We start from the raw sequence: 24,079 nt of genomic DNA, 5'->3' as shown, positions 1-24,079 counted from the left end.
CCATTCCCGACGGTCGCATCTTCTCCATTGCCATTTAGCGTGATCAATTCGGGTACACCCTGCTGAGCCGCCGGTATGACGCGGCTCGTGCGGTGCTTGACCGGCGTTGGGGTCGACGCTGTCCCGCATGTCGATTCCGGTTGTCCGAGGTCAGTGACCAGATCTACCATCAGATCGATCTGAAATTCGAGCTCAGATCTCCACCATCCAACGAGCGGTGCCGAAATGGACGAGGTAATCAAGGACGCGGTTGCCCGCGTCATTCGAGCGATGTCCGAGAATCTTGGCGATCGAATCACCATCGACGACATGGCGCGCACGGCGATGTTCAGCAAGTTCCACTTCTCGCGGATCTTCCAGCGGGTCACCGGAATATCCCCTGGCCGTTTCCTGTCCGCCCTGCGGTTACAGGAGGCCAAGCGGCTGCTGATCGCGACGCCGATGACCGTGGCCGACATCAGCCACATGGTGGGCTACAACAGCATCGGCACCTTCAGCTCCCGGTTCCGCAGCAGCGTCGGGATGTCGCCGACCGAGTACCGCCAGGTGGGCGGGTTCCCGACGCCGCTGCCGGCGGCCGGACCCTCGGCCACCGACGGGGTGGCCGTGCGCGGACAGGTCTGGGGACCGCCGGCCTGCCGGCCGGCGCGCACGGTCATCGGGCTGTTCGGCGACCGCATCGCGCAGGGCTGCCCGGTACGGCACACCACCATCGACGGTGTCGGCTCCTACACCCTCGACGGCGTGCCGGACGGCACCTGGTACCTGCTCGCGCACTCGGCGGAGCTGACCGACGGCACGGAGATCTACCTCGCCGCGCTCGGCCCGGTCGAGGTACGCGCCGGGGCACCCGTCCGCCAGGCCGACCTGTGGCTGCGGCCACGGTCGCCGTTCGACCCACCGGTGTTGCTCGCCCAGCTCGACGAGCCGATGTGGGCGATCCAGGCGTGGGCGCCTGGCAGGGCTGAGGATGCCGCCCTGCCGGGCGCCTGACCAGCCCCCACCACAATGGACGGTGCCTCCGGCGGAGGCACCGTCCATTGTGGTGTCGAACGGGTCAGACGGTCTCCACGGTCATCGGCAGCTCGCCCCGCATCCGCAGGGACAGCATCGGCTCCGCGACCACCTCGAACCCTGGCTGTTTGGTCAACCGCAGGTCCCGCGACAGCAGCGCCAGCACGAACGTGGCCTCCATCAACCCGAGATGGTTGCCGACGCAGAACCGGGGGCCCGCGCCGAAGGGCAGATAGGCGTAGCGCGGCCGGTCGGTCGGCTTGTCCGGGTCGAACCGGTCCGGGTCGAACTCCGCCGGACGCTCCCAGTAGGACGGATGGCGGTGCAGGGTGTACGGGCACACCAACACATCCGCACCGGCCGGGATCCGGTAGCCGGCGACCACGTCGTCCGCGATCGCCCGCCGGGTGAGGATCCACACCGGCGGGAACAGCCGCATCGACTCGTGCAGCACCATCGTGTGATAGCGCAGCCTGGCCAGATCGGCGTAGGTTGGCAACCGGTCGCCAAGCACCTCCCGCGCCTCGGCCCGCAGCCGTTGCCCGACCTCGGGGTGCTCGTCGACCAGGTGCAGTGTCCAGCCGATCGTGCTCGCGGTCGTCTCGTGCCCGGCCAGCAACAGGGTCGTCAGCTCGTCGCGCATGCGGGTGGCGGCGACCTTCGGATCCTGCTCCATGCTGGTCGACTGGATCAGCCTGGTGAGCACGTCGTCACCGTCCTGCCGGCTCTGCGCCAGCCGGTCGGCGACCAGCTTGTCCACGATCACCTGCAGGTCGGCCCGCGCCCGGCGGAACAGCCGCTGTTGGCGCAGCGGCAGCCACTGCGGCACCAGGCCCAGGGTCTCCATCTCGAACATGGCCTGGTCCTGCACCGCCTCGAAGCTGTGCCCGATCGAGTCGAACTCGCCGAGGTCCGCGTCCAGCAACGTGCGGCCGAGCACCCCGAGGGTGAACCCGGTCAGCTCGGCGAGCAGCGAGACCGGCCCGCCGCCGGCGTTGGCCGCCAGCCGGTCGGCCAGCCTGCCCGCCTCCTCGGCGACCACGTCGGCCAGGCCGGTGATGCGCCGGTTCTGGAACACCGGCTGGATCGTCCTGCGCTGTTTGCGCCACAGCTCGCCCGCGCTGGTGAGCAGCCCGTCGCCGAGCGCGCGTTTGGCCTCCTGGTAGCCGATGCCCTTGTCGTAGTTGGCCGCGTTGTCGGCCAGTACGTACTTCGCGGTGTCCGGATCGTTGAAGAAGTACAGCGTCTTCGGTCCGATCCCGACCTTCACCGCGTCGCCGTAGGTGGCCGCGGCGGTGGACATCAGGGTCAACCGGTCGTTCTTCAGCTGCCGCAGCAGGGTGAAGGTCGCCGACCTCGGCGGGCCGGGCGGCACCCGGAGCTCTCCGGGTGCCGCCCGCTCGCGGTCGGCCGGCTCGACCGGACGGTCGCCGACCGCGGTCATGCCGCCTTCGCCTCCCGTCCGGCCACCTCGACCACCGGCAACGTGGTCGGCTCGGACTTCTTGTCCAGCTCGGCCTTCTCCTTCGCCTTGTTGACGAAGTGCAGCGACCACAGGAACAACCCGCGGATCAGGCAGACCGCCGCGGTCGCGAAGAACAGGCCGTAGGCGATGTGCGCGACCATGAAGAAGCCGTACATCACCGCGATGCCCGCGCCGAAGGAGAACTGCGACGCCGGCTTGGACGGGGTCGTGCCGGGGTCGGTCACCATGTAGTTGGTGTAGAGGATGAACGCGACCCCGGTCATCATGCCGAGCGCGGCCGGGATCGACGTGCCGAACAGCAGCCCTCGGACCACGGCCTGCAGCACGAAGAAGCTCAACCAGCCCATGATCAACCACATCCGGTTGGTCAGCATCGCGTTGAGCATGGTGCCCGAGCCGATGATGACGGCCACGATCAGCCAACCGACCCAGTGGTCGACCTTCTCCGTGAAGTGGTACGGCGGCGCGATGCTGGCCCAGGCGGGGAACAGCACCAGGATCAGCGCGATACCCAGGTTGGACGGGTTCATGTAGTGCCGCAGCTTGCCCTTGACCGGGGCCCGCAGGATCCACTTCGCGCTGACCGCGACGAACACGCCGAAGATCATCACCCAGATGCGGTCGTTGACGTAGATCAGCATGTTCAGCGCGAGACCGGTGATGTGCGCCGGGAAGAGGAACTCCACCAGGCCGCGGACGCCGCCGCCGGCGAACCGGGGCGCCCGGTGGTCGACCCGGGAGCCGATCCACTCCAGCACGATCTCCGTGGTGTACGCGGTCAGCAGGGCGACGAACGGCCAGACCCACGGCTGCTCGAAGCCGAGCAGGGTGTAGCCGACGATGTTGAAGATCGAGATCGAGATCGCGAACCTGCGCAGCGCGGTGATGACCTTCGGGTTGTGCCGCGGCGGCGCGGTCTGCGCCGTGTCTTCAGCCACCTTGCTCACCTTTCCTTGGCCTGGCTGCCGAGCAGGACGGTGTGCCAGCCGGTGCTCAGGTCGAGATCCTGCTCGTGCGTCTCGCCTGCTCGGTCCCGCCACCGCAGGTTGACATCGACGTCCCCGTCGACCTCACCCAGTCCGATGTGGACATCGGTGGTGCGCTTGCCGGCGTGGCCACTGCCACCGTCGACGCGCTGGATGAACTTCCTGCCGTCGGCCGTGGTCACCTCGACCTGTGCGCCGACGGCCGGCGAGCCGTCCTCGTGGCAGAGCTTGAGACCGAGGTACTCGCCGGTGGACTCGCTGGTGTTCTGGTAGAAGACCGGCGCGGCGAACTGCCGGGCGACCGCGAAGTCGACCAGGCCGTCGGCGTTGGCGTCGGCCTGGGCGATGCCCCTGGTGGGCACCGGAACCGCGAGGCCGAGGTGTGGCGCGACGTTGAAGTACCGCCCGTCCTCCTCGCTCTTGGCGAACAGGTGCAGCGTCTGGTCGCCGGCCAGGTCGTCGCCCTTCTCCACGTTCGGCCAGAACACCGGGTTGTCCACGAGGCTGTCGTTGGCGGTGGCCAGCTCCTGCAGGTTCGGCCAGCGGTTCACCTCGCCCTGGACGAAACCGGTGGTCTGGGTGATCTCCGGATCGCCGTTGTTGTCGTAGTCGGCGAACTTCACGTCCCAGGCCCAGCCCGACCACGCGGTGCCCAGCTCGCCGCTCTTGTCCAGCCAGGGCGCCTCGCCGGCCGAGAGCTTGGCCCGCAGGTCCTTCTGGTTGTCCACAGTGGACAAGAAGTGCAGGTTGGACTCCTGGATCCCCCACGGCGTGGTGATGTTCGAGATGAACATGTCGTAGACGCCGTCGTGGTTCAGGTCACCGAAGTCGATCCCCATGCCCTTGAACGAGTCGTTGCCGACCTGCTTGGACTTGGGCACGCCGGGGGTGCGGACCTGCTTGACCCCGCCGAACTCGATCCTGCCCGGCTTGGACTTGTTGAACAGCAGGTGGTCCACGCCGTGGTCGTTGGCGATGTACAGCTCGGGCAGCAGGTCGCCGTCGAGGTCGTTGGCGGCCGCGGCCAGCGTCCACCCCCACTGCGCGCCGTCCGGGAACACCGAGTCCGGCGCCTGCATGAACTTCACCGAGTCGGCCGACGCCTCCAGGAAGCAGAAGATCATCTTCTTGCCGCTGTTCTTCGCGTTGGACAGCCCGTCGTTCATCTCGACGCCGCCGTCCTTGGTCGGGTCGAGGACCGGACTGTCCGGGAAGTAGTTGGCGATGAAGATGTCCACGTGCCCGTCGCCGTCGAAGTCGTCGACCGCGACCGCGTTGGTGTTCCACTGCGCGTCGGCGTACTCGCCGTCGATCACCGTCGGGTTGGGCACCAACTCGGTCGGCAGGAACGCGAACTCACCGAACTCGTCCACGTCCGGCTTGGCCAGGAAGACCACCGCGGTGCGGCCCCAGTAGTAGGCCAGCAGGTCCATCCGGCCGTCCTCGTTGAAGTCTCCCGGGGTGCAGCCCATCGGCGCGATGTGGTCGTTGGTGGGCAACGGGGACAGGTCAAGCTCGAAGGGCGCGTAGCGGTCACCGCCCTCGCCTGGCGTCGGTGTGACCACGACCTGGTCGGTGCGCGTGTCCACAAGACACAGGTCGTTGGACCGGCCGTCGCCGTCCAGGTCGTTGATCGAGATCGCCGCGCCGACCGAGGAGATCCAGCCCTGGATCTTCTCGTACTCCTTGTTCACCGGCCGGATGGTCTGGTTCTTGTCCGCCTCCGGCAACGCGATCGTCATCGGCGTGAACCCGTACCGGCTCGCCACGCGGTCCTGCTCGGCAGCCGAGACGCTGGGCAGGCTGACCACGAGGTAGCCGACCACGGCCACAATCACGGCGATGACCCCAGGTAGCTGCCTGCGCAGCCAACCCACTGTCGTGGTCATTAACTCACACCTCCAAGAGACACCAACTCGTTCGCGATGCGCTGCCGCCACAGCTCATAGGTCGGCAGGGCACCGTTTTCGGCATGTGCTGGCCGGGTCTCGACACAGACCCGCGCGACCGTCGCCGGGTCCTGTCCACACAGGACCTTCGTGGCCAGCTCGGTCGCCGGGATGAGCAGGTCGGCGCGCACCCTGGCCTCCGCGGCGAACGCGGAACCCTGGGCGAGCTGGGGCCGGTGCTCACCGGCGAGGTCGGCCAACCGGACGAGGTCGTCCTGGCTGGCGCCGCAGGCGTAGGTCGAGGCCAGCCCGACGCCGGCCCACAGGTCGGCGTGCCGCTCCCGGGGGTAGGCGCTCAGCAGCAGCACCACCTCGTCGACGTCGGTACAGCCGACGAACCACAGCGCCCGGCCGATACCGTGGTCGATCGCGCGGTTGGCATAGCCGCGCGACTCGTCGTTGGGCCACGGGAAACGCGCGTCCTGGTAGTGCTCGTGCACGTACCGCTTGGTCTTGAAGTAGGCCTGGTGGAAGCCGTAGCCGTCGAGCACCAGCCACCGCAGCAACGGGTCCAGGCTGTCCGGCGCGGGCCACCGGAACCGGGGCAGCCGGGCCATCGCCCAGCCGATGCCGCAGTACACGATGTAGACCTGGTCCTGTGCGGGACCGGCGAGGAAGTCGTCGTTGTGGTGGCCGTGGCCGAAGGGCAGCCCGTCCAGCACGCCGTAGCCCATGCCGGCACCCTCGTAGGCGAAGCCGCGGAACCGGGGCTCGACCGCCGCCAGCCGCGCCTGTGCGTCGGCCACCGAGCTCGCCTCGACCGCGTCCGCGTAGCCGCCGATGAACAGCGTGCCGATCTTCTCCAGCAGGGCCTGCGACTCCGGATCCTTTCGATGGAATCCCCTTTTCACCAGGGAGGTTTCCGAGATATTCGGGGTCAGTATTTTGCGCCGAAGTGCGCGCCAGCCGTTACCCAAGACACTCCCCTTTACGAGTGAAATAATGTGCCAGCTATTTTGGAGAAAACTGTCACGCGGCCTTGGCCACGGCGCGGAAATTCGATCGAATCCGTTCCCGCCACACCTCGTAGGCCGGTTCGCCGGCCGGACCGGTCGCCGCCGGCGCCACCTCGGTGGCATCGGCGACCGCGACCGCGTCGGCCACCGAAAGACCGGTGAGCGCCGTGGTCGCCAGCCGGCTGTGCTCGGGCACGAATCCGGCGTAGGTACGGGCTTTCGCGGCGAACACCGAGCCGAGCGCGACCTCGTCGGCATAACCGCCCGCCGCCGCGCGCAGCCGGCCGAGCCCCTCGGCCGAGCAGCCGCCGGCGAAGGTCGCCGCGAGCCCGACCCCGCTCCACAGGTCGGCCCTGCGGTGCTCGGCGAAGGCCTCGACGGCCGAGGTCACCCGGTCGGGTACGGCGCCGTTGATGAACCACAGTGCCCGGCCGATGCCCTGGTCGACCGCGCGCGGGAAGTAGTCGGCGTTGCCGGTCCACGGGTAGGGCTTGAGCGGCCGCTGCTCGTCGACGATCTTCCTGGTGTCGAAGTAGGCGCGGTCGAACCCGTAGCCGTCGACCGCGAGCCAGCTCATCGTCGGGTAGTACGGCGAGCCGCCGAGGTCGGGCAGGATGTCGCGCCACAGCACCCTGGGCAGCCGGGCCATGGCGAACCCGATGCCGATGTAGGTCAGGAAGATGTGTGGCGCACCGGTGCCCAACAGCAGCGCCTTCGCCTTGGACGAGGGTTTTCTGCCGCGCCCGCCGGCCATCGCGTCGCGCACCGAGTAGGCCATCGCCGCGCCCTCGTAGGCGAACCCGCGCAGCTCAGGGGACACCGTCTCCAGGCGCCGCTCGACGTCCCACAGCGTGCGGTGCTCGATGCCCCACTCGAAGCCACAGATCACCGACTGCGGAATGGCCTCCAGGTGCGGCGCGGCCGGCGAGTCGGCACCGGGGAAACCGCGGTGGGCGAAGGTGACCGCGCGCAGTTTCGGTGTCAGCACCAGTCTGCGCAGCGTGCCGAGAATGGCCATGTGCTCTCTCTCCTCAACAGCGGGGCCTCAACTGGCCACAGCGTCCGGAACCCAGGCGTTGATCATGAATTTGGGATCGTCGACGATCGCGTCCCCGGTGAGAATCGCCCGGTGCAGCTGGCGCAGCCGCGGCGACGGGTCGACGCCGAGGTGGTCGCGGATGATCGCCCACATCTCCTGGTAGACCTCGAGGGCCTGACCGGACCGTCCCGACCGGTACAGCGCGAGCATGTACTGGGCGCGGAAGTTCTCCATGTACGGATGCCGGGCGCACAACGCGGCCAGGTCGCCGAGCAGCTGGTGGTGGCGGCCGAGATGGAGATCGGCGTCGATGCGCATGGTCAGGTCGGTGAGCCGGGTCTCGGTCAGCCGCATCGTCTCGATCTCCAGCTGGGACCCGGCGGTCACGTCGACCAACACCGGGCCCCGCCACATGGCCAGCGCCGAGGACAGCGACCGCTCGGCCGCGACGTAGTCGCCGGCCGCGCCCGCCATCCGGCCGGCCGCGGCCAGCCGCAGGTAGCGGGTGGCGTCCACCACCTCCGGATCGGCCCGCAGCAGGTACCCGGTGTGCCGGGTGGCCAGGATGTCGCGCGCCAGATGGTGCTGGTCGGCGGGTAACGCGGCCCGGATGAGCTTGCGGACATGGAGCACGTAGGTCTGCAGCGTGCTGGGGGCGCTGCGCGGCGCGGCCTGGCCCCACAGCTCCTCCATCAGCGCCGTGCTGGTCACCAGCCGGCCGGCGTTGACCGCCAGCATCGCCAGGAGCTGGCGCGGCTTGCTCGCCGTCGGCACCACCGAGACGCCGTTGAAGGCGACCTCAAGTGAGCCGAGTACTTTGATTTCAGCTCGCATTAGTCAGCTCATTTCACCCGATACACCTGATGGCAGAGTAAGGCGAGCGAGCAGCGTCGCAATCTCCTGAAATGCGCCGGGATCGGTTGTCGTCCACCGGTCGCCGGGAACCGCATCCGGGAAGTAGCCGGGCATGCCGATCGTGCTCTGCGAGCGCACAGCGCGCGCAGCGCACAACGGGAGTAGTTGCACCCATAACCGCTGTTGCAGGCTTTGATTGTCACCGGACGGGCCACGCCATAACTCCGCGTGCCGTTCGTCCTGATTTCTTTCTGGCCGTAAGGCGGTGAACGTGAGCAACGAGCGGATCGCAATCGTAGGCATTGGGTTGCGTTATCCGGACGCCACTTCTCCGGAAGAGCTCTGGGAGAACGTACTCGCCGGACGGAGGGCCTTCCGGCGGCTGCCCGATGAGCGGATGAACCAGGCGGACTACTGGTCGGCCGATCCGCACGCGCCGGACCGATTCTACTCGACGAGGGCCGCGGTACTGCGCGACTTCGAGTTCGACCGGGTCAAGTACAAGATCGCCGGAAGCACGTACCGGTCGACGGACCTGACCCACTGGTTGGCACTCGACACCGCCGCGCGCGCCTTCGCCGACGCCGGTTTCCCGGCCGCCGACGGGCTACCGAAGCGGGCCACCGGGGTCATCCTCGGCAACAGCCTGACCGGTGAGTTCTCCCGCGCCAACATCATGCGGCTGCGCTGGCCGTACGTGCGGCGCACGATCGCCGCCGCGTTGGGGGCGAAGGGCTGGACCGCCGAGGAGACCGGCACCTTCCTGCGGGAGCTGGAACCGCAGTACAAGGCGCCGTTCCCGCCGATCGACGAGGACACCCTCGCCGGTGGGCTGGCGAACACGATCGCCGGACGCATCTGCAACTACTTCGACCTCGCCGGCGGCGGCTTCACCGTCGACGGCGCGTGTTCGTCGTCGCTGCTGGCCATCTCCACCGCGGCCAAGGCGCTGGTGGACGGCGACCTGGACGTCGCCGTCGCCGGTGGGGTGGACCTGTCCATCGACCCGTTCGAGGTGATCGGGTTCGCCAAGACCGGGGCACTCGCGACCGGCGAGATGAAGGTCTACGACAAGGACTCCAACGGCTTCTGGCCCGGCGAGGGCTGCGGCATGGTCGTGCTGATGCGGGAGAGCGAGGCCATCGCACGCAACCTGCGGATCTACGCCTCGGTCACCGGCTGGGGCATCTCCTCGGACGGCAAGGGTGGCATCACCCGGCCGGAGGCGGCCGGCCACCAGCTCGCGCTGCGCCGCTCCTACGAGCGCGCCGGCTACGGCGTGGAGACCGTGTCCTACTTCGAGGGCCACGGCACCGGCACCGCGCTTGGCGACGCCACCGAGCTCGAGGCGCTGTCGGGCGCACGGCGCGCGGCCGATCCGACCGCCGCGCCCGCCGCGCTGGGCACGATCAAGGGCAACTTCGGCCACACCAAGGCCGCCGCCGGCATCGCCGGGCTGATCAAGGCGACCCTCGCGGTGTACCACCAGGTCATCCCGCCGGCGACCGGGCACTTCGACCCGCACGAGAAGCTGACCGCGCCCGACGCGGCGATGTACGTGCCCAGTGCCGCGACCCTGTGGCCGGCCACCAGCCCGGTGCGGGCCGGCGTGTCCGCGATGGGCTTCGGCGGCATCAACTCGCACATCGCGCTGGAGGAGAGCCCCAGCCGGGAGCGGCGCACCGAACTGCCCCGGGAGACCAGGGCGCTGGTCGCCAGCCGGCAGGACGCCGACCTGCTGCTGATCGACGCGGCAAGCGCCGAGAGCCTGCTGGCCAGGGTGACCAAGCTGGCCGAGTTGGTGGCCAAGCTCGCCATCGCCGAGCTCACCGACCTGGCCGGCACGCTCGCGGTCGAGCAGACCGGTGGCCCCTACCGCGCCGCGGTGGTGGCCGGCGACCCGGCGGAGGCCGCGCGCAGGCTCGGCCGGATCGCCGACGAGCTGGCCGCCGGACGCACGAGCCTGTTCGCCCCGGCCGACGGCGTGTTCCTCGACCACCGGCAGACCGCGCCGAGGATCGCCTACCTGTTCCCCGGTCAGGGATCCGGGCGGGACGCGGTCGGCGCGATCCGGCGCCGGTTCGTCGCCGCCGAGAACGTCTTCGGCAACGAGGCCGTGCCGACCACCGGCGATCACGTGGCCACCGAGGTCGCGCAGCCGCGCATCGTGGCCGGCTCGGTTGCCGGGCTGCGGGTGCTGCACACGCTGGGCATCGACGCGGACATCGTCGTCGGGCACAGTCTCGGTGAGCTCACCGCGCTGTCCTGGGCGGGCGCGATCGAGGGCGGCGCGCTGCTGCGTCTGGCCGCGGTGCGCGGCCAGGTGATGGCCAGGGCGAGCCAGACCGGTGGCGCGATGGCCGGCGTGGCCGCCGACCCGGTGACCGTCGAGGCGCTGACCGGCGAGCGGAACGTGGTGATCGCCGGCTACAACGGCCCGGCACAGACCGTCATCGCCGGCCCGGCCGACGAGGTGGACGAGGTGTGCGCGCTGGCCAGGTCCCGCGGCCTGACCGCCACCAGGCTCAACGTGTCGCACGCGTTCCACTCGCCACTCGTACAACCGGCGGCCGACGCCATGGCCGAGCGGCTGGCCGAGTTCGACCTCGGCACGCCGACCAGGCCCGTGGTCTCCACGGTGACCGGCGAGCCGCTCGACCCGGCGACCGACCTGCGCGCGTTGCTGGTCGAGCAGGTCGTGCGGCCGGTGCGCTTCCAGCAGGCGGCGGCGACCGCGGTCGCCGGCGCGGACCTGGTGGTCGAGGTCGGTCCCGGCCGGGTGCTCTCCGGGCTGGTCGCCCAGGCGGTGCCCGATGCCAGGGTGCTCGCGCTGGACACCGACAGCTCCTCGCTGGTCCCGCTGCTCGCGGTGGCCGGCGCGGCCTACACGGCCGGGGTGGCGCTGGACCCGACGGTGCTGTTCGCCGACCGGGTGGTGCGGCCGATCACCGAGGACACCGCGCTGAACTTCCTGGCCAGTCCCTGCGAGACCGCCCCGGAGATCGCCGCCGGGCTCGCGGTGGACGCCGCCCAGGAGGCGGCGGCACCGCAGGCGGCGACGGCGGCCGACGGTGAGTCGACCGCGACCCTGGACGTGCTGCGCAGGCTGGCGGCCGAGCGGGTGGAGCTGCCGTTGGAGACCATCACCGCGCAGACCCATCCGCTCGACGACCTGCACCTCAGCTCGATCACCGTCGGGCAGATCGTCAACGAGGCCACCCGCGAGCTCGGCCGTCCGGCGCTGGCCGCGACGGCGAACTTCGCCACCGTGACCCTCGGCGAGCTGGCCGACATGATCGACCAGTTGGACCAGACCGCGCAGGACGGCGCGACCGGGCCGAACCAGATCCCCGGCTTCGCGCCGTGGGTCCGCCCGTTCTCGGTGGACTACCTGCCGGCCACCCGCGCGTCGTTGCCGATCGGGCTCGGCTCGGGCGGCACCTGGTCGCTGCACACCCCGCCCGGCCACCCGCTGGCCGAGCGGCTGCGGGCCGCACTGGTCGACGCGGGCGTCGGCGACGGCGTGCTGCTGTGCCTGCCGGCCAGCGGTGAGTCCTTCGTGGACCTGTTCCTGCGTGCCGGCCAGCAGGCGGTGTCCACACCGGACACCCGGTTCGTCGTGGTACAGCAGGATCTCGGCGCGTCCGGGCTGGCCAGGACACTGCACCTGGAGCACCCATCGGTGCGCACCACGGTGATCACCCTGGCCGACACCACCCCCACCGGCCCGGCCGAGATCGAGGCCGCGGTCTCCAGGGTGGTCGGCGATGTCGCGGCGACCGCCGGCTTCGCCGAGGTCCGCTACACCGCCGAGGGCACCAGGACGGTGCCGGTACTGCGGTCGCTGCCCGAGATCGCGGCGTCCGGCGCGACCCCGTTGGCGGCCGGCGACGTCCTGCTGGTCACCGGTGGCGCCAAGGGCATCACCGCGGAGTGCGCGCTGGCCATGGCGCAGGACTCCGGCGCGAAGCTCGCGCTGCTCGGCCGGGCCGACCCGGCGGTCGACGAGGAGGTGGCGGCCAACCTGTCGCGGATGGTCGCGGCCGGTATCGAGGTGCGCTACGAACGCGCCGACGTCACCTCTCCTGAGCAGGTCGCCGCCGCGGTGGCCCGGTTCGAGGCCGAGCTCGGCCAGGTGACCGCGGTGCTGCACGGCGCCGGCCGCAACGAGCCGAGCGCGTTGACCGGCCTGACCGCACAACGGTTCCAGGAGACCCTGGCGCCCAAGGTGGCCGGCCTGCGGGCGGTGCTCGACGCGGTGGCCGCCGACCGGCTCAAGCTGCTGGTCACCTTCGGCAGCATCATCGGCCGGGCCGGGCTGCGGGGCGAGGCGCACTACTCGACCGCCAACGACTGGATGTCCGAACTGACCGTCCGATTCGGACAGGAGCACCCGAACGCCAGGGTGCTCGCGCTGGAGTGGTCGGTCTGGTCGGGTGCCGGCATGGGCGAGAAGCTGGGCGTGGTCGAGGCGCTCATGCGCGACGGCATCACCCCGATCTCGCTGGACAACGGGCTCGCGGTGCTGCGCAGGGTGCTCGCCGACCCGTCGGCCGGGCCGGTGCTCGTGGTGAGCGGCCGGGCCGCCGGGTTGCCCACCATCAACTTCGAGGCCGAGGAGCTGCCGCTGACCCGGTTCATCGACCGGGTGCGGGTGCACTACCCGGGCATCGAGCTGGTCACCGAGGCCGACCTGACCGCGGGCAGCGACCCGTACCTTGCCGACCATCTGCTCGAGGGCGACCTGCTGTTCCCGGCGGTGATCGGGATGGAGGCGATGACCCAGGTGGCCACCGCGCTCACCGGCCGGCCGAGCGCGCCGCTGTTGGAGGACGTGGAGTTCCTCCGGCCGATCGTGGTGCGTCCCGGTGGCTCGACCACCATCCGCATGGTCGCGCTCAGCCGGGACGCCGGCACGGTCTCGGTCGCCATCCGCAGCGAGGAGACCTCGTTCAGCACCGACCACTTCCGTGCCCAGCTGCGCTTCCCCCGCCCGGAGCTGCCCGCGCCATCGGGCGGCATCGACACCGGGCTGCCGGCGGTGCCGGTCGACCCGGTGGCCGAGCTGTACGGCGGCGTGTTGTTCCAGGGCAAGCGGTTCCAGCGGTTGCTGTCCTACCGCAAGGCGGCCGCGCGGCACGCGGTGGCCGAACTGTCCACCACCACGCCGGCACCGTGGTTCGCCACGTTCCTCTCCCAGGAGCGCGTGCTCGCCGACCCGGGAACCCGGGACGCGGTGATGCACTCGATCCAGTGCTGTGTGCCGGACGCGACGCTGCTGCCGCAGGGCATCGAGAAGCTGTACCTGGCCAACCGGGCCGACCAGGACACCGAGGTCGTGGTGATGGACGCCAGGGAACGCCTGCAGGACGGCGACACCTACGTCTACGACGTCGACGTGCTGACCACCGACGGCACCCTGGTGGAGCGGTGGGAGGGCCTGGCGCTGCGCGCGGTGCGCAAACGCGGCGGCGCCGGACCGTGGGCGCCACCGTTACTCGGCTCCTATCTCGAGCGGGCCACCGAACGGGTGCTCGGCGGCAGCCGGACCATCGTGGTGGAACCGAATCCGGCCAACGGGTTGTTCGAGTCGGCCGACCGGCGGGCGCAGACCGCGCTCGCGGCGGGCCGGGCACTCGGCCGGGTGGCCACGATCCGGTACCGGCCCGACGGCCGGCCCGAGATCGACGGCGACGAGACGCTGTCGGCCTCCCACGGCGCCGGCGTGACGGTCGTGGCCACCGGGTTCGGCACGCTGGCCTGTGACATCGAGGTGGTCGCCGAGCGCGACCGTGCCGACTGGACGGTCCTGCTCGGCGAGCAGCAGGGCGCGGTGTGCGACCTGGTCGCCGCCGAGGCGAACGAGTCGGCATCGGTTGCCGCGACCCGGATCTGGAGTGCGCTGGAGTGCCTGCGCAAGGCCGGGGTCACCTCGCAGGCGCTCACGCTCGACCGGATCGACGACGAGGGCTGGGTGCTGCTGTCGGACGGCGATGCCCGCATCGCCACCTGGGTCACCACGCTCAACGACATAGCCGACCCGGTGGTCTTCGCCGTCCTGTCGGGAGAGGAGAGCTGAGTCAATGGCCGGATACTACGAGATCCGCCACACGGTGGGGTTCGAGGAGACCAACCTCGTCGGCAACGTCTACTACGTGAACTACCTGCGCTGGCAGGGACGCTGCCGGGAGATGTTCCTCAAGGAGAAGGCCCCCCAGGTGCTGGTGGAGCTCCAGCAGGACCTCAAGCTGTTCACGCTCAAGGTGGAGTGCGAGTTCTTCGCCGAGATCACCGCCTTCGACGAGCTGTCGGTCCGCATGCAGCTCGAGGAGCTGACCCAGACCCAGATCCAGTTCAGCTTCGACTACGTCAAACTGGTGGAGGGAGTGGACTTCCTGGTCGCCAGGGGCCGGCAGCGGATCGCGTGCATGCGTGGGCCCAACAACGACACCGTGCCGGCCAGGGTGCCGGCGACGCTACGCACGGCGCTGGCGCCCTACGCCAGTGTCCCCAACGTCGCGCCGGTGGCACCCGAACCGGCTGATGTCAGGGATCCACGGTGACCCGGGGGCGGGCGGACTGGCCAGGTGCGCCCGACACGCAGCCGGTCGCGGTGCTGCGCCCCGGCAGTGAGCAGGAGACCTCGGGGCGCGCGCTGCGGGACGTGATGGGCCAGTTCGCCACCGGGATCACCGTGCTCACCGCGCGCGGTGAGAGCGCACACGGGATGACGGCCAACGCCGTCACCTCGGTGTCGCTGGACCCGCCGATGGTGCTGTGCTGTGTCGCGCGGACCGCGCGGATGCACGACGCGATCGTCGAGTCGCGGCACTTCGGCGTCTCGGTGCTGAGCACCGAGCAGGAGAGCGTCGCGCGGTACTTCGCCAGCAAGGGCAGGCCGGCGGGGATGGCGCAGTTCGAGCGGGTGGACTGGTTTCCCGGCCGGCACACGGGCGTGCCGTTGCTGGTCGGGTCGCTTGCCTGGCTGGAGTGTGACGTCGCGCAGGTCTACGAGGGCGGCGACCACTCGATCTTCCTCGGCACGGTGCGCAGCGCCAGCCGGGGCGGCGGCCGGCCGCTGTTGTTCCTCGGTGGCGGTTTCCACCATCACGGCGCGTCCGTTGCGCGCAGTGCCTGAACCGGCGGGAGGTTTCCGATGCCAGCGCGTCTGGTGTGCGTGACCGGTGGCACCGGGTTGGTCGGTGCGCACTCGGTCGCGGCGATCCTGCGCGCCGGCAACCGGGTCCGGCTGCTCGCCCGTGATCCCTCCACTGTGGACACGGCGTTGACACCGCTCGGAGTGCTGCCGGGCGAGGTCGAGGTGGTCGTCGGCGATGTGCTCGACGAGGCAGCGGTGGCCAGGGCGGTCGCCGGCACCGACGTGGTGCTGCACGCCGCCTCGGTGTACTCGTTCGACCCGAGGGCGCGCGCGGAGTTACGCCGTACCAACGAGGTGGGCACCGAGGTGGTGCTCGCCGCGGCCGGCGCGGCCGGGGTCGCCCGGACGGTGTACGTGTCCAGTGTGGCCGCGTTGTTCCCGTCGCCGCGCGTACCGCTGGACGTCGACTCGCCGGTGGGCCGGGCAAGACAGCCCTACCTGGCGAGCAAGGCGGCGGCCGAGCGGGTCGCCCGCCGCCACCAGGCGGCCGGCGCGCCGGTGGCGATCAGCTACCCGCCGGCGCTGCTCGGCCCGCACGACCCCAAGTTCGGCGACCAGACCCGCAGGCTGCGGGACGCGGCGCGCGGCCTGATGCCGATCTGGCCGACCGGCGGGTTCCCGCTCGGTGACGTCCGGGACACCGCTGCGCTGCACGCCGCGCTGGTCGCCGGGGACGGCGCCGGCCGCTACTTCGGGCCAGGCCACTATCTGTCCACTCGGGACTATCTGGCGACGCTGCGCGAGGTCACCGGCAGGCGGATTCCGGCGATCCGCCTGCCGGCCAGCGCGATGACGCCGGTCGGCCTGCTCGCCGGTCTGGCACAAAGGTTCTGGCCATGGCACATCCCGGCCGAGTACGGCGCGATCTACACCTGCGCGTGCGCGACCAGGGTGGCCGCGCACGCGCCGACAGGTGGGATCGCCGCCCGCGCGAGCACCGAGACCTTCGCCGACACGGTCGCCTGGCTGCACGCGACCGGCAGGCTGGCCGGCCAACCGGCCATCCGGATTCATTCCACAGTAGACGGCCGGGAGTGAGCATGGACACGAGCCTGTACGAAGCGGGCAGGCCAACGCTGCGCGGCACGCGCGTGCCCAACCACGAGGCGTACCGCCAGGTACGCAAGAACGTGCTCGAGGTGCTGCCGGCGGCGTGGGAGCAGGCGAACCCGGTCGTGCCGTCCTGTCCGGAGTGGACCGTCCGGGACCTGGTCGCCCACCTGGTCGGCTCGGCCGCGCTGGCCATCGGCAGGCTGTCCGGCTGGCCGTCGACCCATCCCTCGTCCTCTGCCGACATGGGCGTGCCCGAGCTGCTGAGCATGTGGGACCAGCTCGGCGGCGAGGTCGAGCTGCTGCTCGCCGAGCGGGCAGGCCGGTCGGGCAACCTGCTGGTGACCGACGCGTTCACCCACGAGCTCGACCTGCGCTACGCGGTCGGGGCTCCGCTGCCCGACGAGCACCCGGCGTTCGCGAGCGCGTTCCAGGTGCTCGCGAACGGCTTCTCCGCCGCCGTGACCGCACACAACCTGCCGGCGCTGCGGCTGTCCACGGGCAGTACACAGTGGACATTGGGCGAGGGCGAGCCGGCGGCCACGGTCACCGCGGACCGGATCGACCTCTACCGGTCGATCGCCGGACGGCGCAGCCACGCCCAGATCACCGAGCTGGACTGGGATCGCGACTCCCACCGGTGGCTGCCGGCGTTCACCTGGGGCCCGTTCAGCCCACCCGACTCCCCGGTGGAGTCGGCGGGCTGACCCGCTCGGCATCAGTCGCCTCCTGATCGTCGCCGTCGACCGTCCCGGTCGCGGCGACGATCTCGTCCGGGAACCGCCTGGCCGACTCGCGCACCGACCCACCCGCCGCCTCGGCGGTGTCCCCCTCGCCGACCATCAGCGTCACCAGCTGGGTCTCGAAGCAGCGGTCCGCGTCGCAGGGGTCGATCAGGTAGTCGCCGATCTGCAGCGTGGCCAGCCCGTGCATGCCCAGCCACATGTGGTGGGCCACCAGCACCGCGTCGGTCGAGGTGAACCGGCCGGCCTCGATGCAGCGCGCGGCGGACTCCACCACGCCGGCCAGCGTGAACCGGCCGTACTGGCGATCCTCGTCGGACAGCTCGAACCCGGCCAGGGACAGCCCGCCGAACATGACCGAGTACAGGTGTGGCTCGGTGGCCGCGGTGTGCCGGTAGGCCCGGCCGAACAGCGCGAGGTCCGCGACCGGGTCGTCGGTCGTGCCGACCCGCTGGAAGTGGCGCTGTAGCCGCCCGAAGCCCTCGTGCACCATCTCCCGCACCAGGCCGCTCATGCTGCCGAAATGGGTGTAGACGGCCATCGTCGACGTGCCGGCCTCCGTGGCGATTCGCCGGGTCGACATCGCCTCCGGTCCCTCCCGCGCCAGCAGGCGCGCCGCGATCTGGACCAACTCCGAACGTGCTGCGGGGTCTTTTCGCCGTGGACTCACCTTGACAGTGTTACATAACGCCCCTATCTTTAAAAGTACAACAGCGTTATGGAACGGGTCCTCCCCAGGCCCACGAGAGATAGGCGCTAGTCATGAACGAGTCCACCGAGCTCGGCAGCACGGTTCCCCGTTCGAAGTTCCGCATGGACACGGGCATCGAGGTGCTCGCCGAGTGGGCGGAGACCGCCCGCCAGTCCGACCTGAACGCCATCTACAAGGCGCTGTTCGCGATGCTCGACGGCTCACTGTTTCGCACCTACCGGATCGTGGACGACTTCCAGCGGCCCAACGAGCTGTACGTCATCGTCCGGGACAACCTGGTGATGAAGATCCGGATCAACTGCTTCGACTCGTTCGGCATCGTGGGCATCGGCCCGCGCGACGAGTTCACCCGCCGGCACGGCACCTGGCACGCCCCCTAGGCCAGAGACCAGCATGTGCGGATAAGACACCGTCCTCTCGCCCGGTCATCCTTACAGGGAGCCGAATTCCGGGCGAGAGGACAGACGCGTGACTGAGCGGGACGTGATCGCCGACCTGACCGCCGAGGCAGCCGCGGTCGACCAACTCGTCGCCGGCATCGACGCCGACGGCTGGACCCGACCGACACCCGCTCCCGGATGGACGGTCGCCGACCAGGTCGCCCACCTGATCTTCATCTTCCGCCTCGCGGGCACCGCGGCCGCCAAGCCGGACGTGTTCACCGCGATGACCGCGGGCGCGACGGAGAACTTCGAGGGCGCGGTGAACGGCGCGCTGCGCGAGTTCGCCGGCGACTCCCCCGAGGCGCTGCTCGGCAAGTGGCGCGGCACCAGGGACTGGGCGATCGGCGCGCTGGCCGAGGTGCCGCCCAACCAGGTCGTGCCGTGGCTGGTGCGCCCGCTGCCGCCGGCCGTGCTGGCCTGCGCGGGCATCATGGAGAGCTTCGCCCACGGGCAGGACATCGCCGACGCGCTTGGCGTGCGCCGCGAGCCGACCGACCGGCTGTGGCACCTCGCCTGGTTCGCCACCCTCACCTGGGACTTCGGTTACCAGGCACGGGGTCTCACCGCGCCCGCGGTCCAGTTCCGCTACGAGCTGACCGCGCCGGCTGGCGAGGAGTGGGCCTTCGGCCCGGCCGACGCCGAGCAGCGGATCACCGGCCCGGCCGAGGACTTCTGCCTGCTGGCCACCCGCCGCCGCCACCGCGACGACCTCGACGTCAAGGCCGTCGGCGAGGACGCGGACGCCTGGCTGGACATCGCCCAGGCCTACCGCGGACCGGCCGGCGAAGGTCGCCGCCCCGGCCAGTTCTCCGCCTGAGACCGGGACTCGAGGCGATGGCGGTCCGGGCCGTGCGCGGCGCGATCCAGGTCGACCGGGACGAACCCGGCCTGATCACCACCGGAACCCGTGAGCTGCTCACGGAGATGTTGCGCCGCAACGACATCGACACCGAGGACCTGATCAGTCTGGTGTTCACCATGACCCCGGACATGTGCGGCGGCTTCCCCGCGGAGGCCGCCCGCGACCTCGGCCTCACCGACGTACCCCTGTTGTGTGCCACCGAGATCGGCGTTCCCAACGCGATGAACCGGGTGATCCGGTTGCTCGCACACATCCAGAGCGACCGGCCGCGATCGGCGATCCGCCACGTGTACCTGCGTGGCGCCGTCGGCCTGCGACCCGACCTCGCCGCCTGAGGCGCGTGCGCCGGCAGGCTGACCGAGAGGAGGACCGATGGTCATCGTGATGACGGCGGAAGCCACCCAGTCGGACATCGATGCCGTCGTCGTCCGGGTGGAGACCGCGGGCGGCCAGGCGTTCGTGAGCCGTGGTGTCAGCCGGGTGATCGTCGGTCTGGTCGGCGACGTGGACGCGTTTGCCACGCTGAACCTGTCCACCATGAGCGGCGTCGGCCAGGTCACCCGGGTGTCCACCGGCTACAAGCTGGTGAGCCGCGAACAACACGCCGACCGGTCGGTCGTGCGGGTACGCGGGGTGCCGATCGGACCGGACAACCTCACGCTGATCGCCGGCCCGTGCGCGGTGGAGACCCCGGAGCAAACCCTTGCCGCGGCCATAATGGCGCAGCGCGCGGGCGCGACCCTGCTGCGGGGCGGCGCGTTCAAGCCACGCACCTCGCCGTACGCGTTCCAGGGGTTGGGTGAGCTGGGTCTGCGGATCCTGGCCGACGTGCGCACCGAGACCGGGCTGCCGATCGTGACCGAGGTGCTCACCGCGCACGAGGTGGACATGGTCGCCGACTACGCGGACATGCTCCAGATCGGCACCCGCAACATGCAGAACTTCGCGCTGCTGCAGGCGGTCGGCACGGCCGGCAAGCCGGTCATGCTCAAGCGCGGGATGAACGCCACCATCGAGGAATGGCTGATGGCCGCGGAGTACATCGCCCAGCGCGGCAACCTGAGCATCGTGTTGTGCGAGCGCGGAATCCGCACGTTCGAGACCGCCACCCGCAACACGCTGGACGTGTCCGCGGTGCCGATCGTGCAGCGGCTGTCCCACCTGCCGGTGATCGTCGACCCGTCGCACTCCGGCGGGCGCCGGGACCTGGTGTTGCCGTTGAGCAGGGCCGGCATCGTGGCCGGCGCCGACGGTGTGATCGTCGACGTGCACCCCCAGCCCGACGTCGCGTTGTGCGACGGGCCGCAGGCGCTGGTCGAGGAGGACCTGCAGGAGTTGGCCACCACTGTCACCGACCTGGCAGGCTACATGGGACGGCAGGGCCCAGCCCGCCACCTGCGCAGGGCGAGCTGAGCCACGGACTTTCACCGTCAACCGAAGGCGTGCGCCCGCCAGTCGGCCACCTGCGTCGCGTCCAGGGCCACCGGCAGGATCGCCACGCGGTCGACCGCGCCGGTCAGCCGCTGCCCCCCGCCCTGGTCCGCGCCGAACCGCAGTTCCCTGGTGGCGCACCCGTTGATGCCCTCGTCGGGCACCCTGGCGGTAGCGGCCGCGACGCCGTCGAGGTACACGGTCAGCGCGCCCGCGGCGGTCATCGTGACCACCACGTCGACCCAACGCCCGGCCGGCACCCGCGCCGTGGTGGTCGTGCCGGTGCCGGCGCCGATGAACCGGATCTCGTTGGTGGGCGTCAGGTCGATCAGCACGCCGTCGGTGCCCGGGTCGCCGCTCGGTTGCCAGTCGAACAGCCTGCGGTAGCCGTCGCCGGACACCAGCACCTCGGCGGCGAAGGTGGCCTGGCGTAGGAAACCGAGGGAGGTCGGCGCGGTGTGCAGGTAGCTCTGCCCGTCGAGCAGCAGGCCGCTACCCGACGGCGCGGTGTCCTCGTAGGCCGCGCTTCCCCACACGGTCGCGTCCCGGTTGTTCGCCGACACATCCTCCACTGTGGACCCGGTGGCCGGGTCCCAGGCCACCAGCGGACCGTCGCCTGCTGGCGTGCACGGTGGCAGCGGCTCGATCGACACCCCGGTGCGGCCGGTATGTCGCCAGCCTGCGCCGGTCAACTCCGCCCGCAGGCCGGCGAACTCGGCCTCGCCCGCGGTCGGGGTGACGGTGAAGGTGTACTTTCTGGACTGTCCACTTCGGAGAGACGGCACCTGGTGGACCGCGGGCCGCGCGGTCCAGCCGGCCGGCACGTGCATCGCCAGCTCACCGCCGGGCAGCCGCCCGTGCAGCGCCGAGACCGTCACCTCGGCCGGGAACGCCGTATCGGCCACCACCAACTCCGGTGCGCTGACCCCGACCGAGGCCTGCGCGCGCACCACATAGGTCTGGCCGCGTTTGGCGTCGATGGTGATCTGCTCGCCGTCGCGCTTGACCCGGACCGGTTTGCCGCGCGCGTCGAGCACCTCGTACCGGCCGGCGAACAGGTCCGAGGACACCGTGAGCGGACCCGACCGGCCGGCGGCCAGCGCGATCCTGGTCGGGGTGCCGCCCGCCCAGTCGACGTCCACGGTCACGTCGCCGCGGGCCCGCAGGCCCTCGACCGAGCCGTCGGCCCAAAGGTCGGGCAGCGCCGGCAGCACGTCCACCACGCCACTGTGGCTCTGCAGCAGCATCTCCGCCACGCCCGCGGTCGCGCCGAAGTTGCCGTCGATCTGGAACGGCGGGTGGGTGTCCCACAGGTTGTCCAATGTGGACGTCTTGAGCAGCTCGGAGAGCATCAGGTGGGAGTGGTTGCCGTCCAGCAGCCGCGCCCAGAAGTTGATCTTCCAGGCCTTGCTCCACCCGGTGCCGCCGTCGCCCCGCGCCGTCAGCGAGGTCCTGGCCGCCTCGACCAGCGCCGGGTCATCGGCCGGGGTGATCTGGCGGCCGGGGTGCAGCGCGAACAGGTGCGAGACGTGCCGGTGGTCGTTGTTCTGGTCGTCCCAGTCTGCCTTCCACTCCTGCAGCTGGCCCCACGAGCCGACCCGGATACCGGGGTCCAGCCGGTCCAACGTGGACTGTGCCTGGTCGGCGAAGGCGCCTTCCCCCAGTGTCCTGGCCGCCTCGACGGTGTTGGTCAGCAGGTCGAACACGATCTGCTGGGACATCGACGCGCCGGCGGAGAACGGGCCCTGCTCCGGCGAGTAGCTCGGGGTGACCACGAGCTTGCCGTCCCGGGGGTCGGCCACCAGCTCGTCCATCCAGAACTCCGACAGCGACCGGAGCATCGGGAACGCCCGCTCGGCGAGGAACCGCCGGTCGCCGGTGAACAGGTAGTGCTCGTAGTAGTGCTGGGCGAGCCAGGCGCCGGACTCGGGGAACCAGAACGCGGTCGCCCAGTCGTGCACGCCGGTGAAGCCGAACGGGTTGGTCTCGTTGTGCACCACCCAGCCCCGGTTGCCGAACATCTCCCGCGCGGTGACCTCGCCCGCGGGCACCATCGAGTCGACGTAGTCGAACAGCGGCGCGGTGGTCTCCGACAGGTTCGTGGTCTCCGCCGGCCAGTAGTTCATCTGCAGGTTGATGTTCACGTGGTAGTCGGCACTCCACGGCGGGGAGGTCGAGTTGTTCCACACGCCCTGCAGGTTGGCCGGCAGCGAGCCCGGCCGGGACGACCCGATCAACAGGTAGCGCCCGTACTGGAAGTACAGCGCCTCCAACGCCTTGCGGTGCGCGGCCGGGGTGGCCGGGTCGCGGTAGGCAGCCAGCAGGTCGTCGGTCGGGAGGTTCGGCATCTGCTGGCCGATGTCCAGGTTCACCCGGTCGAACAGTTCCCGGTAGTCGGCCAGGTGGGCCGCGCGCAGGTCGGCGAAACCCGTTGCCGCGGCCCGATCCACCCGCTGGGTGACCCCGGCGTGTGGGTCGGTGCCGGTGCGGTAGGCCGGGTGGGTGAGGGCGTAGTCGGTACCCGCGGCCAGCACCAGGGTCACCGCGTCGGCGCCGCGCACGGTCACCGAGCCGTCGGCGTTGTCGGTGCGGGTGCCGCCGTCGTTGAGCACCCGAAGCTGCGACTCGAACCGCAACCCGTTGTCGTGCAGGGCACCCGCGAAGGTGATCCGCCCGCCGGCCGCGGTCGCCGTCCTGGATCGGTTGTCCGGCGCGGAGATCGCGGTGGTGAAGCCGACCGCGCCCGGCCGGTCGGCCGACAGCCTGGCCACGAGCACGCCGTCGGCGGCCGAGGCGAAGTACTCCCGGGAGTGGCGCACACCGCCGGCGGTGTAGCCGACGCCCGCGGTGGCCTCGGCGATGTTCAGGTCGCGCCGGTAGTCGGTGACCGTGCCCGGGTCCTCGGTCTGGGTGAGCCGGAGGTCGCCGAAGATCTGATAGGCGCCGAAGCCGGTCTTGGGCTGGCCGAGCTGGTCGGCGACCCACTCCGGGTCGACCTGCTGCTCGGCCGCGATCCGGTCCTGCACGGTCGTGATGGCCGCCGGCCGCGGCTCGCGCCAGTTGCCGAAATCGTAGCCCGGCGAGCCGGGACCGCCGGTCCACAGGGTTTTCTCGTTGAACTGCAACAACTCCGTCGCGACGCCGCCGAAGACATTGGCCCCCATGGCGCCGTTGCCGATCGGCAGCGACTCGGACTCCCAGTCGGTGGCCGGCTCGTCGTACCACAGCGTCAGCCCGGCGTCCCGACCATTGTGACCACCACCGGCCGCCGTCGCGGTGGTGGTCACCACCGCGGTCCCGCCGAGCGCGGTGGCCGCCACCACCACGCCCGCCAACAGTCTGACCGTGCGCACCCGAAAGCGTCCGCTGCTCATCACGACTCCTTCGTCATGCA

19 protein-coding genes are annotated in these 24,079 nt (G+C 70.6%); 10 read left to right on the top strand and 9 right to left on the bottom strand.

What is annotated here, in order from left to right:
* Nucleotides 1-270: 270 nt before the first annotated feature.
* Nucleotides 271-993, top strand: coding sequence for a helix-turn-helix domain-containing protein (locus tag ACYVIP_RS37605; RefSeq protein WP_460405319.1), 723 nt, complete (start codon nucleotides 271-273; stop codon nucleotides 991-993).
* A gap of 64 nt (nucleotides 994-1,057) precedes the next feature.
* On the opposite strand, the gene ACYVIP_RS37600 is transcribed toward ACYVIP_RS37605, so the two are convergent.
* From ACYVIP_RS37600 to ACYVIP_RS37570, 7 genes are read right to left on the bottom strand one after another with little or no spacing between them, the layout of a single operon-like run.
* Nucleotides 1,058-2,458, bottom strand: coding sequence for a cytochrome P450 (locus ACYVIP_RS37600; RefSeq protein WP_460405317.1), 1,401 nt, complete (start codon nucleotides 2,456-2,458; stop codon nucleotides 1,058-1,060).
* A complete protein-coding gene (locus tag ACYVIP_RS37595) occupies nucleotides 2,455-3,438 on the bottom strand; it encodes an enediyne biosynthesis protein (protein ID WP_460405315.1) in 984 nt (327 codons plus the stop codon). The genes ACYVIP_RS37600 and ACYVIP_RS37595 overlap by 4 nt, the downstream gene beginning before the upstream one ends.
* A gap of 5 nt (nucleotides 3,439-3,443) precedes the next feature.
* Nucleotides 3,444-5,375: a CRTAC1 family protein gene (locus ACYVIP_RS37590; RefSeq protein ID WP_460405312.1), complete on the bottom strand. Its 1,932-nt coding sequence runs from the start codon at nucleotides 5,373-5,375 to the stop codon at nucleotides 3,444-3,446.
* Nucleotides 5,375-6,352, bottom strand: a complete 978-nt coding sequence (locus tag ACYVIP_RS37585; protein WP_460405310.1) for a DUF1702 family protein — start codon at nucleotides 6,350-6,352, stop codon at nucleotides 5,375-5,377. The genes ACYVIP_RS37590 and ACYVIP_RS37585 overlap by 1 nt, the downstream gene beginning before the upstream one ends.
* Before the next feature lie 52 nt (nucleotides 6,353-6,404).
* Nucleotides 6,405-7,409 (bottom strand): DUF1702 family protein, encoded by a 1,005-nt coding sequence (locus ACYVIP_RS37580; protein WP_460405308.1) that lies wholly within the window; start codon nucleotides 7,407-7,409, stop codon nucleotides 6,405-6,407.
* Between the two features lie 27 nt (nucleotides 7,410-7,436).
* Entirely contained in the window at nucleotides 7,437-8,264 is an 828-nt protein-coding gene (locus tag ACYVIP_RS37575; RefSeq protein ID WP_460405306.1) for an AfsR/SARP family transcriptional regulator, read from the bottom strand.
* Nucleotides 8,265-8,267: 3 nt separating this feature from the next.
* Nucleotides 8,268-8,564: a hypothetical protein gene (locus ACYVIP_RS37570; RefSeq protein ID WP_460405304.1), complete on the bottom strand. Its 297-nt coding sequence runs from the start codon at nucleotides 8,562-8,564 to the stop codon at nucleotides 8,268-8,270.
* Here ACYVIP_RS37570 and ACYVIP_RS37565 point away from each other — a divergent pair.
* From ACYVIP_RS37565 to ACYVIP_RS37545, 5 genes are all read left to right on the top strand, one after another.
* Entirely contained in the window at nucleotides 8,557-14,364 is a 5,808-nt protein-coding gene (locus tag ACYVIP_RS37565; protein ID WP_460405302.1) for a type I polyketide synthase, read from the top strand. The genes ACYVIP_RS37570 and ACYVIP_RS37565 overlap by 8 nt on opposite strands.
* Nucleotides 14,365-14,368: 4 nt before the next feature.
* The gene (locus ACYVIP_RS37560) at nucleotides 14,369-14,848 is read left to right on the top strand and encodes an acyl-CoA thioesterase (protein WP_460405300.1); all 480 of its coding nucleotides are present in this window, start codon (nucleotides 14,369-14,371) and stop codon (nucleotides 14,846-14,848) included.
* A gap of 104 nt (nucleotides 14,849-14,952) precedes the next feature.
* Complete coding sequence (locus ACYVIP_RS37555) at nucleotides 14,953-15,423, top strand: flavin reductase family protein (RefSeq protein ID WP_460405506.1); 471 nt, start codon at nucleotides 14,953-14,955, stop codon at nucleotides 15,421-15,423.
* Between the two features lie 18 nt (nucleotides 15,424-15,441).
* Nucleotides 15,442-16,482, top strand: a complete 1,041-nt coding sequence (locus tag ACYVIP_RS37550; RefSeq protein ID WP_460405298.1) for an NAD-dependent epimerase/dehydratase family protein — start codon at nucleotides 15,442-15,444, stop codon at nucleotides 16,480-16,482.
* A gap of 2 nt (nucleotides 16,483-16,484) precedes the next feature.
* Nucleotides 16,485-17,201 (top strand): maleylpyruvate isomerase family mycothiol-dependent enzyme, encoded by a 717-nt coding sequence (locus tag ACYVIP_RS37545; protein WP_460405296.1) that lies wholly within the window; start codon nucleotides 16,485-16,487, stop codon nucleotides 17,199-17,201.
* Here ACYVIP_RS37545 and ACYVIP_RS37540 read toward each other — a convergent pair.
* Nucleotides 17,164-17,907 (bottom strand): TetR/AcrR family transcriptional regulator, encoded by a 744-nt coding sequence (locus tag ACYVIP_RS37540; RefSeq protein WP_460405294.1) that lies wholly within the window; start codon nucleotides 17,905-17,907, stop codon nucleotides 17,164-17,166. The genes ACYVIP_RS37545 and ACYVIP_RS37540 overlap by 38 nt on opposite strands.
* Nucleotides 17,908-17,999: 92 nt before the next feature.
* On the opposite strand from ACYVIP_RS37540, the gene ACYVIP_RS37535 reads away from it, so the two are divergent.
* The 4 genes from ACYVIP_RS37535 to aroF all read left to right on the top strand — a co-directional run bounded on the left by ACYVIP_RS37535 (nucleotide 18,000) and on the right by aroF (nucleotide 20,667).
* The gene (locus ACYVIP_RS37535) at nucleotides 18,000-18,329 is read left to right on the top strand and encodes a DUF6235 family protein (RefSeq protein WP_460405292.1); all 330 of its coding nucleotides are present in this window, start codon (nucleotides 18,000-18,002) and stop codon (nucleotides 18,327-18,329) included.
* 88 nt (nucleotides 18,330-18,417) lie between these two features.
* The gene (locus ACYVIP_RS37530; RefSeq protein ID WP_460405290.1) at nucleotides 18,418-19,209 is read left to right on the top strand and encodes a TIGR03084 family metal-binding protein; all 792 of its coding nucleotides are present in this window, start codon (nucleotides 18,418-18,420) and stop codon (nucleotides 19,207-19,209) included.
* Between the two features lie 17 nt (nucleotides 19,210-19,226).
* Nucleotides 19,227-19,589 (top strand): chorismate mutase, encoded by a 363-nt coding sequence (gene aroH / locus ACYVIP_RS37525; protein WP_460405288.1) that lies wholly within the window; start codon nucleotides 19,227-19,229, stop codon nucleotides 19,587-19,589.
* Nucleotides 19,590-19,626: 37 nt separating this feature from the next.
* The gene (gene aroF / locus ACYVIP_RS37520; RefSeq protein ID WP_460405286.1) at nucleotides 19,627-20,667 is read left to right on the top strand and encodes a 3-deoxy-7-phosphoheptulonate synthase; all 1,041 of its coding nucleotides are present in this window, start codon (nucleotides 19,627-19,629) and stop codon (nucleotides 20,665-20,667) included.
* Nucleotides 20,668-20,684: 17 nt separating this feature from the next.
* Here aroF and ACYVIP_RS37515 read toward each other — a convergent pair whose 3' ends face one another.
* On the bottom strand, nucleotides 20,685-24,059 hold the full coding sequence (locus ACYVIP_RS37515) for a glycosyl hydrolase family 95 catalytic domain-containing protein (protein WP_460405284.1): 3,375 nt from the start codon (nucleotides 24,057-24,059) through the stop codon (nucleotides 20,685-20,687).
* Nucleotides 24,060-24,079: the final 20 nt, after the last annotated feature.

Source organism: Actinophytocola sediminis (assembly GCF_054779715.1).
The sequence above is the reverse complement of the archived record's forward strand: the minus strand, read 5'-3'. Positions and strand labels throughout refer to the sequence as shown.